12 protein-coding genes are annotated in these 13,465 nt (G+C 69.1%); 6 read left to right on the top strand and 6 right to left on the bottom strand.

Annotated elements, in window-relative coordinates; translation table 11 throughout:
* The 3 genes from D7X74_RS31375 to D7X74_RS31365 all read left to right on the top strand — a co-directional run.
* The coding region (locus tag D7X74_RS31375) for a pilus assembly protein PilG (protein ID WP_120536694.1) at positions 1-829 on the top strand (829 nt) is incomplete at its 5' end.
* Entirely contained in the window at positions 826-1,806 is a 981-nt protein-coding gene (locus D7X74_RS31370; protein ID WP_120536693.1) for an ABC transporter ATP-binding protein, read from the top strand. The genes D7X74_RS31375 and D7X74_RS31370, both read left to right, overlap by 4 nt.
* Positions 1,803-2,570: an ABC transporter permease gene (locus D7X74_RS31365; RefSeq protein ID WP_120536692.1), complete on the top strand. Its 768-nt coding sequence runs from the start codon at positions 1,803-1,805 to the stop codon at positions 2,568-2,570. Before D7X74_RS31370 ends, D7X74_RS31365 begins: the two co-directional genes overlap by 4 nt.
* A 25-nt stretch (positions 2,571-2,595) precedes the next feature.
* Here D7X74_RS31365 and D7X74_RS31360 read toward each other — a convergent pair whose 3' ends face one another.
* From D7X74_RS31360 to D7X74_RS31335, 6 genes are all read right to left on the bottom strand, one after another.
* On the bottom strand, positions 2,596-4,029 hold the full coding sequence (locus D7X74_RS31360) for a sigma-54 dependent transcriptional regulator (RefSeq protein ID WP_120536691.1): 1,434 nt from the start codon (positions 4,027-4,029) through the stop codon (positions 2,596-2,598).
* The gene (locus D7X74_RS31355; RefSeq protein ID WP_233602337.1) at positions 4,026-5,501 is read right to left on the bottom strand and encodes a nitrogen regulation protein NR(II); all 1,476 of its coding nucleotides are present in this window, start codon (positions 5,499-5,501) and stop codon (positions 4,026-4,028) included. The genes D7X74_RS31360 and D7X74_RS31355 overlap by 4 nt, the downstream gene beginning before the upstream one ends.
* 121 nt (positions 5,502-5,622) lie before the next feature.
* Positions 5,623-6,879, bottom strand: a complete 1,257-nt coding sequence (locus D7X74_RS31350) for a type II secretion system F family protein (protein ID WP_120536690.1) — start codon at positions 6,877-6,879, stop codon at positions 5,623-5,625.
* Between the two features lie 55 nt (positions 6,880-6,934).
* The gene (locus D7X74_RS31345) at positions 6,935-8,047 is read right to left on the bottom strand and encodes a type IV pilus twitching motility protein PilT (protein ID WP_120536689.1); all 1,113 of its coding nucleotides are present in this window, start codon (positions 8,045-8,047) and stop codon (positions 6,935-6,937) included.
* Between the two features lie 39 nt (positions 8,048-8,086).
* Complete coding sequence (gene pilB / locus D7X74_RS31340; protein WP_120536688.1) at positions 8,087-9,787, bottom strand: type IV-A pilus assembly ATPase PilB; 1,701 nt, start codon at positions 9,785-9,787, stop codon at positions 8,087-8,089.
* A 249-nt stretch (positions 9,788-10,036) separates the two neighbouring features.
* Entirely contained in the window at positions 10,037-10,963 is a 927-nt protein-coding gene (locus tag D7X74_RS31335) for a bifunctional riboflavin kinase/FAD synthetase (RefSeq protein WP_120536687.1), read from the bottom strand.
* An 80-nt stretch (positions 10,964-11,043) separates the two neighbouring features.
* On the opposite strand from D7X74_RS31335, the gene D7X74_RS31330 reads away from it, so the two are divergent.
* From D7X74_RS31330 to D7X74_RS31320, 3 genes are all read left to right on the top strand, one after another.
* Positions 11,044-11,664, top strand: coding sequence for a tRNA (guanosine(46)-N(7))-methyltransferase TrmB (locus D7X74_RS31330; RefSeq protein ID WP_120536686.1), 621 nt, complete (start codon positions 11,044-11,046; stop codon positions 11,662-11,664).
* 142 nt (positions 11,665-11,806) lie between these two features.
* A complete protein-coding gene (locus D7X74_RS31325) occupies positions 11,807-12,850 on the top strand; it encodes a diguanylate cyclase (protein ID WP_120536685.1) in 1,044 nt (347 codons plus the stop codon).
* A 50-nt stretch (positions 12,851-12,900) separates the two neighbouring features.
* Entirely contained in the window at positions 12,901-13,314 is a 414-nt protein-coding gene (locus D7X74_RS31320; protein WP_120536684.1) for a hypothetical protein, read from the top strand.
* Positions 13,315-13,465 lie beyond the last annotated feature (151 nt).

Here is a 13,465-nt window from a genome sequence, read left to right as displayed (position 1 = left end):
GCGCAGACAAGGCGGCGGGCCCCTGCTCCCCCGCCCCGACCTGCTCAAGGCGCTGTTCACCGCGCAGCGGGGGCTGGTGACGGACTACTTCTGGATCCTCATGCTCAACCGCATTGGAAGCGCGGTGCGCGCGGAGGAGTACCGCCACATCTCCGATTACGCGGAGCTGGTGACGGACCTGGATCCGAAGTTCCGGCAGGCGTACCTCTACGGAGGCCTCACCATCCCCGTCTACACGGGCAAGGGCGGCTATCTCAACACGGCGGAGTCCACGGCCCTGTTGCGCAAGGGCGTGGCGAACGTCCCGCACGACCAGCCCCTGACCTTCCAGCTCGCGTACAACCTGATGTTCTTCGAGCGGAAGTACAAGGAAGCCGCGGACCTCATCCAGGAGATGTCCCGGTGGGAGGGTGCCCCGCCCTACTACGCCGCGCTCGCGACGCGGCTGTACGCGCAGTCCGGTGACTTCGACGCGAGCATGTCGTTGACCCTCGCGCTGCGCGACAGCGCGGAGGACGAGGAATCGCGCGCCTTCTACGAGCAGCGCATCCAGGAGATCCAGCAGGAGCGCGTGCTCCGGGGCATCGACGCGGCCATTGCCCGCTACCGCGCCCGCGAGGGCCGCCTGCCCGACGCGCTGCCCGCGCTGGTGACGGCGGGCGACCTGCGAATGCTCCCCGCGGATCCGCTGGGCGGGGAGTTCTTCCTGGGCCAGGACGGCCGGGCCTACTCCAACGCCTCCAAGTTCCGGCTGGAGCTCATCGAGGACGAGAAGACGGAAAGTGGCGAACGCATCCTGCCCAAGCCCCGGACGACCCAAGCGCCATGACGACTCCCAATCCTGACGCCCCTCCCATCCTGGCCCAGGGGCTCGCCAAGACGTACAAGGTCGGCTTCTGGTTCAACCGCACCGTGCGGGCCCTGCAGTCGCTGGACCTCCAGGTGGGCGCCGGGCAGATCTACGGCCTGCTCGGCCCCAACGGCGCGGGCAAGTCCACCACCATCAAGATTTTGATGAACCTGGTGCGCCCCAGCAGCGGGGTCGCGCGCATCTTCGGCCAGCCGGTGGATGAGGCGTCCACCCGGCGGCTGGTGGGCTTCCTGCCGGAGAACCCCGCCCCGTACGAGTACCTCACGGGCCGGGAGTTCGTGACGCTGGCCGGACAGCTCGCGGGCCTGAGCGGCCAGGAGCTGGACGTGCGCGTCAAGGAGGTCCTGGGCGCGGTGGAGATGGCGGGCGCGGAGAAGCTGCAGATCCGCCGCTACTCCAAGGGCATGGTGCAGCGCGTGGCGCTGGCCCAGGCGCTGGTGAGCCGGCCGAAGCTGCTCATCCTGGACGAGCCGACGAGCGGGTTGGATCCGCTGGGCCGCCGCCAGATGCGCGACCTCATCCTGGCGGAGCGGGAGAAGGGCACCACGGTCCTCTTCTGCAGCCACATCATCCCGGACGTCGAGTCGCTGTGCGACCGGCTGGCGGTGCTGGTGGGCGGACGGCTGGTGCGCGAAGGCAGCGTCCGGGAGCTGGTGTCCGCGCAGGTGCCCACCGTGGAGGTCGTGGTGGAGGGCCTAGCGCCGGACGCGGTGAAGGGGCTGGGCATTCCCCTGGAGTCGCTCCAGGCGCTCGACGGCCGCGTGCTGCTCCAGGTGTCGGACGTGGACACGCAGCGGCTCTTGAGCGGCGTGCTGGGCGCCGGGGGCCGGGTGAACCAGGTGCAGCCGGCGCGGTTCTCGCTGGAGCAGCTGTTCATGAACGCGCTCAAGGAGTCCGGGCGCGCGTCCACCGTGGGCGGGGAGATCAATACATGAGCGCCTTCAGCGCGATGATGTGGAATGGCTTTCGCGAGGCGCGCCGCAACCGGGTGACGGTGGTGGTGGGCGTGTTCGCCGCGGTGGTGCTCTTGTCCTCCACGCTGGTGACGGAGGTGACGGTCGCCACGTTCGACCGCGTGCTGACGGACTTCGGCCTGGGGATGATGAGCCTCATCCTCGTCTTCCTGGCGGTGTTCCTGTCCAGCAGCCTGCTCAGCCGTGAAATCGAGCGGCGCACCATCTTCCTGGTGGTGAGCAAGCCCGTGTCCCGCACGCAGTTCCTGCTGGCGCGGCTTGCGGGCACCATGCTGACGCTGGGCGCGCTGCTGGCGGCGATGACGCTCGTCTTCCTCGGTCAGCTGCTGCTGTTCCGCGCGGAGATCACCTCCACGCAGCTGCTGGCGAGCGCGGGCCTGTGGTTCGAGCTGCTCGTCATCAGCAGCGTGGGCATCCTCTTCTCCAGCTTCGCGGGCCCGGCGGTGTCGGCCATCGCCACCACGGGCCTGTACTTCACCGGGCACCTGACGGGCGACCTCTACGCCATCGCCAGCCGCTCGGAGAGCACGTTCATCCAGGTGCTGGGCAAGACCGTCTATTACGCGCTGCCCAACCTGGAGCGGGTGAACTTCCGCCCGCAGGCCACGTACGCGCTGCCGGTGGACGCCAGCACCTTCCTGTCCGGCGCGGCGTACAGCGTCGCGTGGGCGGGCGTGCTCATCGCCCTGGCCACCGTCATCTTCGAGCGGCGCGACTTCCGCTGACGTTGAAGCACGGCGGCCCCGGGCTTCAGGCCCGGGGCGTCGGCTCGTCCAGTTCGTCGGTGAGGCCGTGCTTGGCCAGCCGGTAGCGGAAGGAGCGGAAGGACAGCCCCAGCAGCTCCGCGGCGCGCGTCTTCACCCCTTGCGCCTGCTTGAGCGCGGCCAGCAGGTGGCGCCGCTCGCTGTCGTCCAGGTGGCGCTCCAGGTTGAAGCCCGCCCCCATCGCGGGCTCGCCGGCCTCACCGGAGCGGGCCTGCGGCTCCGCCTCGCCGCGCACCGTGGGCGGCAGCGTCGTGGGCCCCAGCAGGTCCGAGTCCGACAGCGTGGCCGCGCGCTCCACCATGTTCTGCAGCTGGCGCACGTTGCCCGGGAACGCGTAGCGCTCCATCAGGGCCAGCGTCTCCGGGGCGAACCGGAGCGCCGGGCGGCCCAGCTCCTCCGACAGGCGCGCCAGGAAGTGGATCGCCAGCGGAGGGATGTCGTCCGGGCGCTCGCGCAAGGCGGGCAGCTCCAGGGTGATGACGTTGAGCCGGTAGAAGAGGTCCTCGCGGAAGCGCCCCGCCTTCACCTCCGCCTCCAGCCGGCGGTTGGTGGCGGCGATGACGCGCGCATGGAAGGGAATCTCCGCCGCGCTGCCCACGGGCTTCACCTTGCGCTCCTGCAACACGCGCAACAGCTTCACCTGCGTGGACAGGGGCATCTCCCCCACTTCGTCCAGCATCACCGTGCCCTCGCCCGCGGACACCAGCAGGCCTGGGCGTTCGTGCGTGGCGCCGGTGAAGGAGCCCTTCATGTGGCCGAACAGCTCGCTCTCCAGCACGCCCTCGTTGAGGGCGCCGCAGTTGAAGGGCAGGAAGGGCTGGGCGGCGCGCTGGCCTCTCAGGTGGATGGCCCGGGCCACCAGCTCCTTGCCGGTGCCGCTCTCCCCCGTCACCAGCACCGTGCTGCGCCCCGGGGCCACCTTCTCCACCAGGTGCCAGAGCGCGCGCATGCGGGGGCTCGAGCCCACCATCAGCCCGCCCAGGCCCGGCAGCAGGCGCTCCTTCAGCGTGCTGTTCTCCTGGCGCAGCGCGCGCTTCTCCAGCGCCTTGTGCACCAGCAGCCGCAGCTCCTCGTTGTCGAAGGGCTTGCAGATGTAGTCGTAGGCGCCCTCCCGCATGGCCTCCACCGCGGAGGACGGGGTGCCGAAGGCGGTGATGAGCACCACCTCCGGCGGCTCCTTGCGCGCGCGGGCCGCCCGCAGCACGTCCAGGCCGCTGCCGCCGGGGCCCAGCTTCATGTCGGAGATGACCAGGTCCACGGAGTCCCGGGCCAGCACCTCGCAGGCGGGCGCCACCGCGGGCACGCTCGTCACCGCGTAGCCGTCCCGCACGAGGAGGATCTCCAGGTACTCGCGCATGGACAGCTCGTCGTCCACCACCAGCACGTGGCCGCGAGGGCCGCCTTCATGGAGCGCGCTCACAGAGGCAACCCCACCAGGAACTCCGTGCCTTCGGCCGGGTGCGACTTCACGCGGATGGTGCCGCCGTGCGCGCGGATGAGGGAGTGCGCGGTGGACAGGCCCAGCCCGGTGCCACCGCTGCGGGTGGTGAAGAACGGCTCGAACAGGTGTCCCATCATCTCCTCCGTGATGCTGCCGGCCGAGTCCCACACCCGAATCTGCGCTTCCTGGTCCGCGCGCGCCAGGGCCACGCGCACCGTGCCTCGCGCGCCCGCCGCCTGACAGCCGTTGCGCACCAGGTTGATGAGCACCTGGCGGAGCTGATCCGGATCCACCGGCGCCATCAGGGCCTGGGGCACCAGCACCTCCATGGACACCTCGCGCGTGAGGGGGTCCGCGCGCAGCATGTCCACCGTCTCCGACACGAGCGTGTCCAGCGCCACCGCCCTGCGCTGCGGCTCCGGCGGACGGGCGAAGCGCAGGAAGTCCTCCACCAGCCGCGCCAGCCGGTCCGACTCGCGCATGAGGATGCCGGTGAGCCGCTGCACCACCGCGTCCTTCGACTGCTCCTGGGCCAGCAGCTGCGCGGAGCCGCGCATGGCGGCCAGCGGGTTGCGCAGCTCGTGCGCGAGCTGCGCGGACAGGGTGCCCAGGCTGGCCAGCCGGTCCGTGCGCTTCAAGTCCTCCTCCATGCGCCGCAGCTCCGTGAGGTCCTGGAAGACGATGAGCAGCGCGCCCGCCTCGCCCTCCAGCGGCGACACCGACAGGCCCAGCACCCGCTTGCCCCCGGGCGTCTGCACCGGCAGCTCCCCGCGCGTGGAGCGCGGCGCCAGCGAGGCCACGCCCGGCAGCAGGTTCTCCAGGGGCTGGCCCAGGCAGGAGAAGTCGTCCGCCTGGAGGATGCCGCTGCCCGCGGTGTTGAGGAAGGTGACGCGTCGGTGGACGTCACAGGTGACGAGCCCCGACGGCATGGAGGACAGGATGAGCTGCTGCAGCCGCCCCAGCCGCCGCAGGTCCGCCTCGCTCTGCGACAGCGCGCCGCCCGTGGCGGACAGCTGGCGCGACAGGTAGCCGGACAGCACGGCGATGAGCACCAGCGCCAGCGCGTTGCTGCCCAGCACGAAGAGCACCCGCGCGGGTGAGACTTCAATGCTGCTCACCGGCGTGGTGAGCCGGATGATGAGCAGGAGCGCGGTGAAGGCGAACGTGGACACGGCCGCGGCCACCAGCGCGCCGCGCCAGTCCAGCACCACCGCCGCGCCGATGACGGCCAGGCTGTAGAGGAACGTGAGCGGGGACTCCGCGCCGCCGCTCAGGTACACGAGCCCGGTGGCGATGAGCACGTCGCCCACCACCTGCACCGTGGCGTCCAGGCGCCCGGCGGTGCCCCGGCGCAGCCGGAGGCCCGTCACCACGGTGAGGAGGTAGGCGCCCGCGATGACCGCGAACGACAGCGAGTCCGCGCGGCTGGGCTCCTGCGCGGGCTGGGTCATCAACCGCACCACCGTCACGACGAGCGACAGGCTCGCCGCCACGGTGCGGAACAACACCAGCCACACCAGGCGCGAGCGCAGCCCGGGGGCCACGCTTCGCGCCGTGCTTCGTGCCACCGCGTTACTTGATTGCGCCGGCAAGCGAGAAGATGGGCAGGTACATGGCGATGAGGAAGCCGCCGACCACGCCGCCGAGGAACACCATCAGGATGGGTTCGATGAGCGACGTCAGGTTGCTGACGGCCGTATCCACCTCGTCGTCGTAGAAGTCGGCGATCTTGTTGAGCATGGTGTCCATGGCGCCCGTCGCTTCACCGACGCCAATCATCTGCACCACCATGGAGGGGAACACCTTGGTCTCCAGCAGGGGACCCGCGATGTTCTTGCCTTCGGCGATCTTGCCGCGCACGTAGTAGATGGCCTCTTCCACCGTGCGGTTACCGGCCGTCTTCGCCGTCACGTCCAGGGCGTCCAGGATGGGCACGCCGGAGGAGATCATCGTGCCCAGCGTGCGCGTGAAGCGCGCCACGGCCACCTTGCGGAGCACGTCGCCAAACAGGGGCAGCTTGAGGAACGTCTTGTCCCAGAACTTGCGGCCCCGGGGCTGGCGGTAGCTCCAGGTGAAGGAGAAGACGAGCGCGGCGATGCCGATGACGGTGTGGAGGAAGTACGCCTGGGCGAACTTCGACATGTCCACGACGACCTGCGTGGGGCCCGGCAGCTGCGAACCGAAGTCCGCGAACATCTTCTCGAAGACGGGCGTCACCTTGAGGAGCAGGAGCGCCGTCACGCCGATGGCCACCATGATGACCACCGTCGGGTAGGTCATCGCGCTCTTGACCTTGGCCTTGAGCTTCTCGGCCTTCTCCCGGTAGGCGGCGAGCCGGTTGAGGATGGTGTCGAGGATACCGCCGACCTCGCCCGCGGCGCACAGCTGGACGTAGAGCTCATCGAAGACCTTGGGGTGCTCCTTCAGCGCGTCCGCGAAGGTGCTGCCCTGCTCCACCTTGTTCTTGATGGCGAACACCACCTTCTTGAAGGCGGGGTTGTCCATCTGGCTGGCGAGGATGTCCAGACACTGCACCAGCGGCAGACCCGCGTCGATCATCGTCGCGAACTGACGGGTGAAGATGAGGATGTCCTTGCCGACGACGCCGCCCATCCCGGGGATGGAGAGCTCGAAGTCCAGCGCGCTCTTCTTGCGGACCTTCGTCGGGTTGAGACCCAGGGACTTGAGGCGCGCGTTGACGGCCTCCACGTCCATGGCCTCCATCTCGCCCTTCTTGTTCTCCCCGCTCTTGGTCTTCGCCTCCCAGAGGAACTGGGCGGTGTTCTTCTTGGATGCTGTCGCCTTCTGCTGGACCGCTGGTGCCGCCATAACCTGGACCTCCGGGGAGGGCGCGAGTCTAACCCGCGAAATTCACGTCGGAAAACTAACGGGCTCCCGCTCCCCCGGCCGGCCGCTGGGCCCCGGGCTGGCCAGCGCCCGTCGCGAGGATGTTGCGCAGCTCCTCCGGGTCGGAAGAACGGCCGAAGGCCTCGTCCTGGGAGATGAGCCGGCGCGCCAGGAGGGCGGCCAGCGCCTGGTTGAACGTCTGCATCCCGTACTTCGCCTGGCCCACCTGCATGGACGAGTAGATCTGGTGGACCTTGTCCTCGCGGATGAGGTTGCGGATGGCGGGGTTGGGGATCATGACCTCCAGCGCCAGCACGCGGCCCGGACCGCCGACCTTGGACACCAGCGCCTGGCTCATCACGCCCTCCAGCACGAAGGAGAGCTGCGCGCGCACCTGCGGCTGCTGGTAGGGCGGAAACACGTCCAGCACGCGGTTGATGGTCTGCACGGCGCTGTTGGTGTGCAGCGTCGCGTAGCAGATGTGGCCCGTCTCCGCGATGGTGAGCGCCGCTTCGATGGTCTCCAGGTCTCGGAGCTCACCGACCAGCACCACGTCCGGGTCCTGGCGCAGGATGTACTTGAGGGCCGTCTTGAAGTTCTTCGTGTCCGCACCCACTTCGCGCTGGTTGACCAGGCAGTTCTTGTGCGGGTGCAGGTACTCGATGGGGTCCTCGATGGTCATGATGTGCTCATGACGCTCGGTGTTGATCTTGTCGATCATCGAGGCCAGCGTGGTGGACTTGCCGGAGCCCGTGGGGCCCGTCACCAGGATGAGGCCGCGCGGCTTCTTCACCAGCTCCGCCACCACCGGCGGCAGGCCCAGCTCCTGGAACGTCAGGATCTTGAAGGGAATCGTGCGGAAGGCGCCGGCGACGGCGCCACGCTGCATGAAGATGTTCGCGCGGAAGCGTGACAGGCCCTTCACGCCGAACGACAGGTCCAGCTCGTTCTCCTCCTCGAACTTGTGCTTCTGCGCGTCCGTGAGGATGGAGTAGCAGAGCTGCTTCGTCTCCACGGGGGTGAGCGGCGCCGTCTTGAGCGGGACGAGTTCACCGTCCACGCGCAGCTGCGGCGGCGAGCCGGTGGTGATGTGGAGGTCGGAAGAGCCCTTCTCGACCATCGCCTTCAGAAGCTGGTGCAGGTTGGCCACGGATGCGTGTCCTGTCGGGGGAAAAGGTGAAGAAGGTGTCTAGAAGCGGTCCGGCGCGGTGTTGCCCACGACCTCTTCGAGCGTCGTCATGCCGTCCATGAGCTTCTTGAGCGCGCTCATGCGAAGGCTGCTCATGCCCAGCCGGATGGCCTCCTGCTTGAGCTCCGCCGCGGAGCCGCCGTTGATGACCAGCTCCTTGAGGCCGTCCCAGAAGGGCATGACCTCGTAGATGGCCACGCGGCCCCGGTAGCCGCGGTCGTTGCACTCGCGGCAGCCGACCTTCTCGTACATCGTGAAGGTGCCCATCTTGTCCGGCGGGATGCCCGCGTCGATGAGGGCCTGCTCGTCCACCTTCTCCGCGGGGCGCTTGCAAGCCGGGCACAGCCGGCGCGCCAGACGCTGGGCGAGGATGAGGTTGAGCGACGCCGTCACGAGGAACGGCTCGATGCCCATGTTGAGCAGACGGCTGACGGTGCCGGGGGCGTCGTTGGTGTGGAGCGTGGAGAGCACGAGGTGGCCGGTGAGCGCGGCCTTCACGCCGATTTCCGCCGTCTCGAAGTCGCGGATCTCACCGATCATGATGATGTCCGGGTCCTGGCGCAGGAACGAGCGCAGGCCGGCGGCGAAGTTCAGGCCGATGTCCTCATGCATCTGCACCTGGTTGATGCCGGCGAAGTTGAATTCGACCGGGTCCTCCGCGGTGCAGATGTTGGTGCCCACGTCGTTGAGGCTGGCGAGCGCGGAGTACAGCGTCGTCGTCTTGCCGGAGCCCGTGGGGCCCGTCACCAGCACCATGCCGTAGGGCCGGTCGATGGCCTCCTTGAACCAGGCCAGGGGCGTCGCGTCGAAGCCCAGCTTGGTCATGTCGAGCTGCAGGTTGCTCTTGTCGAGCAAGCGCATCACGACCTTCTCGCCGAAGAGCGTGGGACACACGCTCACGCGGAAGTCCATCTCCTTGCCGCCGCCAATCTTGATCTTGATGCGACCGTCCTGCGGCAGGCGGCGCTCGGAGATGTCCAGCGACGCCATGATCTTCAGACGGCTGGTGATGGCGTTGCGCAGCTTCATGGGCGGGCGCATCACCTCGTACATCACGCCGTCGATCCGGAAGCGGACCCGGAAGTCCTTCTCGTACGGTTCGATGTGGATGTCGGACGCGCGCTTCTTGATGGCGTCCATGAGGATGAGGTTCACCAGCTTGACCACGGGCGCGTCGTCCGCGGCCTTGGCCATCTCATCCAGGTTCTCCTGCTCCTCCTTGGCGACCTCGATGTCGTCGCCCACGTCGCCGACGATGTCCTCCATCGAGGGGCCCTTCTCGGCGTAGTAGCGCTCGATGGCCTCGCGGATGGAGATCTCCGAGGCGACGACGGCCTCGATGTTGTAGCCGGTGAGGAACTTCAGGTCGTCCACCGCGAAGATGTTGGACGGGTCGCACATGGCGACGATGAGCGACGGGCCCGCGCGGTTGACCGGGATCACCAGGTGCTTCTCGGCCACTTCCTTGGGCACGAGCTTGATGATGTCCGGATCAATGTCGAAGTCCTTCAGGTTGATCGCGGGGACGCCGTACTGCTTCGACAGGAAGTCGGTGAGCTTCGACTCCTCGATGGCGCCCGTCTTGATGAGCGCGGTGCCGATGCGGGCACCGCTCTTCTGCTGCTCCTCCTGCGCCTTGCGGAGTTGCTGGACGGAGATGAGGTTCTCGCGCACCAGCAATTCACCGAGTCGACCGGACATTTCTGGGATGCCTCTTTGAGCGTGAGGAGGGGACGGCCAGGCCCCCGGCCATCGCGGGGACCTTGAGGGGGATGAGGGGTGCGACAGGGGCCTGACGCCCTGGCACGGATCCTCACGGATTAGAGGAAACCGATGCGCGGCCTGTCAAGGCGCCCCCGCGTGCCTCCTTGCTGTCCGCCGCCCCAGACCCGGACGCGCCGTCCTTCACCCAGGAAGGCGTCCGGCGTGGCGGAAAAACGGCCCTTTCCGTCACCCGTCGCCGCGGGCCACCACGGTGCGGGCGGCCTCCACGTCGCGTTTGATTTGACCCACCAGCTCCGCCGCGGAGCCGAAGCGCTGTTCGGGCCGCAGGCGCTCCAGGAACTGCACCCGCAGCTCCTTGCCATAGAGGTCGCCGGTGAAGTCCAAGAGGTGCGCCTCGATGGTGACCTCCGTGCCGCCGAAGGTGGGCTTCACCCCGATGTTCGCCGCGCCCGGCCGCCACGGGCCGTCCGCTTCCGAGTGCAGGCGCACCCGGATGGCGTACACGCCGGGCGCGGGCCGCAGCTCGTTCTGCGTGTCCACGTTGGCGGTGGGAAAGCCGATGGTGCGCCCCCGCCCCGCACCGGCCACCACGGTGCCATCCAGGTCGAACGGGCGGCCAAGCAGGCGCCGGGCCGCTCCCACGCGTCCCTCCAGGATGTATTCGCGGATCCGCGAGGACGAAGCGACGACGCCATCCACGTGCACCGGCTGCACGATGTGGACCTGGGCGCCGCGCTTCGCCGCGGCCTCGCGCAGGGTGGTGACGGTGCCCGCGCGGTGGGCGCCGTAGGTGAAGTCGCTGCCCACCACCACGTGGCCCACGCCCAGGGTGTCCAGGAGCGCGGCCTCGAAGTCCGCTGGGGAGTTGCGCGCGTAGTCGCGGGTGAAGGGCTGCACCACCACGCTGTCCAGGCCGCAGGTGGCCAGCAGCTCCAGCTTGCGCGGCAGGAGGGTGATGAGCTTGGGCGCGAGCTCCGGCTGGAGCACCTTGCCCGGGTGGGGCTGGAAGGTGAGCGCGGAGGCGACAGCGTGGCGCAGCCCTTCCGCGAAGAGGGCCTGGTGGCCCACATGCACGCCATCGAAGTTGCCCAGCGCGACGGCCTGCCCCTGGAGCTGGCGGCCTGCCTCGGGCACCGACTGGAAGACCTTCATGGCCCTTCCCTATAGCACCCCGCGCGCTTTTGCCCTGGCCAACCCACGCGGCTCCATGGTTAGAGGCGCCCGCTCCCGCCATGCGCCCTGCCCTGCTCCCCGAACCGGTCGGCCTCAAGTTCGTCCCCCTGGAAACGCCCCCGAACTGGGACGCGGAGTTCGGCTTCACCGGTCCCCTGGAGCTCGAAATCGGCTCGGGCGCCGGAGGGCACGCGCTGGAGTACTGCCGCCGCAACCCCGGCGTGCGCTTCATCGCCTTCGAGTGGCGCAAGAAGTACGCGCGCGACACGCAGATGCGCGGGGAGAAGCTGGGCCTGAAGAACCTGCGCGTTATCGAATCCGACGCGCGCTTCGTGGTGCCGCGCATCATCGCCCCCGGCACGCTGGACTGCATCCACCTCCAGTTCCCGGACCCCTGGTGGAAGCGCTCCCACGCGAAGCGGGCGGTGGTGCAGCCGGACTTCGCGAAGCTGATGCTGGGCCTGCTCAAGCCCGGCGGCCGCTTCGACATGCGCACCGACGTGCAGGACCGCGGCGTGGCCATGCTGCGCATCCTGGAGGAGGCGGGCTTCCACAACCCGCTGGGCACCGGCGTCTTCCATCCGTATGACCCGGAGGAGGTGCCCTCCACCCGCGAGCGGCGCTACCTGGCGTCCGGAGAACCCGTCTACCGTGCACGGCTGGTAAAGCCCGTTCCGTAGACCCGCCAACGTCCCGGCCGGGCGGCACCGGGCGGGCCTTGGCAGCGGCCCCGCGCGCAGGTGAGAATCGACCTGACGGGTCCCTGCACCGGGGGACACTTGTGAAGTGGGCACGACCGCACTCCAGGGGGGCGGGCACCTCATGCCGGAAGCCGAGAGGAAGAGGATGCTGGAGGTCGCCCGGAGGAGCGGGCCCGCGAACGACTTCTCCGGCCGCACCGTGCTCATCGTGGACGATGATCCGGCCCAGGTGAAGCACGTGCGCGAGGGCCTGGCCCCGCACGGCTACGTGTTCAAGGAGGCGCTGGACGGGGCGCAGGCGCTGTCGGCCATCCGCGCGGGCCGGCCGGACCTCATCGTGATGGACGTGGAGATGCCGGGGCTGGGCGGCGTGGAGGTGTGCCGCATCGTCAAGGCGAACGCGGGCGAGGGCGGCTTCGGCTTCATCCCGGTCATCCTGATGACGGCGCGGCAGGCGGCGGGCAAGGTGGAGGGGCTGGAGCTGGGCGCGGATGACTACCTGGTGAAGCCCTTCGACATGCTGGAGCTGGGCGCGCGCGTGAAGTCGATGCTCCGGCTCAAGGCGCTGCAGGACGCGCTGGTGGAGAAGAACCGGGAGCTGGAGTGGGCCAACCGGGAGCTGGACCGGCGCCGGCAGGAGCTGTTGGCGCTGAGCCGCACGGACGCGCTCACGGGCCTGTTCAACCGGCGCTACTTCGAGGAGCGGCTGAGCGAGGAGTTCATGCGCTCGCGAAGGTATCGCTCCCCCCTGTCGCTGGTGATGCTGGACATCGACCACTTCAAGAACATCAACGACTCCTACGGTCACCCCTTCGGGGACGAGGTGCTGCGCGCGGTGGCCCAGACGGCCCGGAACACGCTGCGGGAAGTGGACCTGCTGGCCCGCTACGGGGGCGAGGAGTTCATTGCCCTCTTGCCGGAGGCGGCGCCCCAGGACGCGCTCCGGGCGTGCGAGCGGGTGCGGGAGGCCATCGAGAAGCTGGAGCTGCCCTGGCAGGGGCCGGGCGGGGTGACCCAGATGGTGAAGCTGACGGCCTCGCTGGGGGTCGCCACGGTGCCGTCGGACGACCTGCAGGAGACCGAGGCGCTGCTGCGCGCGGCGGATGTGAGCCTGTACTCCGCCAAGGGGACGGGACGTAATCGCGTCCATCAGCACGCGGCTTGAAGCAGCTCGCGCTTCCCCACGGCGGCGCTTTGACCTAAACCGGAGGCTCCATGCGCCCGCTCGCGACGACGACCTGGCTGCTGCTCGCCCTGTTTGCCCTGGGCGGCTGCAACCGGCTCCAGCCGGACTCCCCCGTGGGGGCCTACCAGACCTTCCACCGGCACGTGCAGCGAGGCGAGCTGCCCAAGGCCTATGCGGGGCTTTCCCAACCCACCCAGTCCAACCTGAAGGCCCAGGCCCAGAAGGTGAGCGACGCCTCCGGCGGCATGGTGAAGCCGGAGCCGCTGGCGCTGTTCTTCGCGAATGTCCCCGTGCCCCCCGATGTTCAGGAAGTCTCGCTGCTCCGCCAGGAGGGCGACGAGGCGACCCTGGTCGTGCGCTCGGCGGGAAGGTCGGGCGAGGTCCGGATGGTGCGGGAGCCGTCCGGGTGGAAGGTCGACCTCTCAGCATCCCCCCAGCCGTGAGCCCGGGCATGCCCGGACCCCGCGCATCAGGTAACGTACAACCGTGAACGACAGGAAGACACGGCGGGTGGTCCCCGCAGTCGAAGTCATCCGGAGGCCGGGCACTCCCGGCAGTGGTCCGGTGACTCCGTCCTCGGCCGCCCCCTCCCCC

Source organism: Corallococcus sp. CA047B (assembly GCF_003612065.1).
Taxonomy (GTDB): domain Bacteria; phylum Myxococcota; class Myxococcia; order Myxococcales; family Myxococcaceae; genus Corallococcus; species Corallococcus praedator.
The sequence above is the reverse complement of the archived record's forward strand: the minus strand, read 5'-3'. Positions and strand labels throughout refer to the sequence as shown.

Bases quoted from the DNA above. Each gene is read 5' to 3' on its own strand.
- D7X74_RS31370 (WP_120536693.1), top strand. From the start codon at position 826: ATGACGACTCCCAATCCTGACGCCCCTCCCATCCTGGCCCAGGGGCTC.
- D7X74_RS31365 (WP_120536692.1), top strand. From the start codon at position 1,803: ATGAGCGCCTTCAGCGCGATGATGTGGAATGGCTTTCGCGAGGCGCGC.
- D7X74_RS31355 (WP_233602337.1), bottom strand. From the start codon at position 5,501: ATGACCCAGCCCGCGCAGGAGCCCAGCCGCGCGGACTCGCTGTCGTTC.
- D7X74_RS31350 (WP_120536690.1), bottom strand. From the start codon at position 6,879: ATGGCGGCACCAGCGGTCCAGCAGAAGGCGACAGCATCCAAGAAGAAC.
- pilB (WP_120536688.1), bottom strand. From the start codon at position 9,787: ATGTCCGGTCGACTCGGTGAATTGCTGGTGCGCGAGAACCTCATCTCC.
- D7X74_RS31335 (WP_120536687.1), bottom strand. From the start codon at position 10,963: ATGAAGGTCTTCCAGTCGGTGCCCGAGGCAGGCCGCCAGCTCCAGGGG.
- D7X74_RS31330 (WP_120536686.1), top strand. From the start codon at position 11,044: ATGCGCCCTGCCCTGCTCCCCGAACCGGTCGGCCTCAAGTTCGTCCCC.
- D7X74_RS31325 (WP_120536685.1), top strand. From the start codon at position 11,807: ATGCCGGAAGCCGAGAGGAAGAGGATGCTGGAGGTCGCCCGGAGGAGC.
- D7X74_RS31320 (WP_120536684.1), top strand. From the start codon at position 12,901: ATGCGCCCGCTCGCGACGACGACCTGGCTGCTGCTCGCCCTGTTTGCC.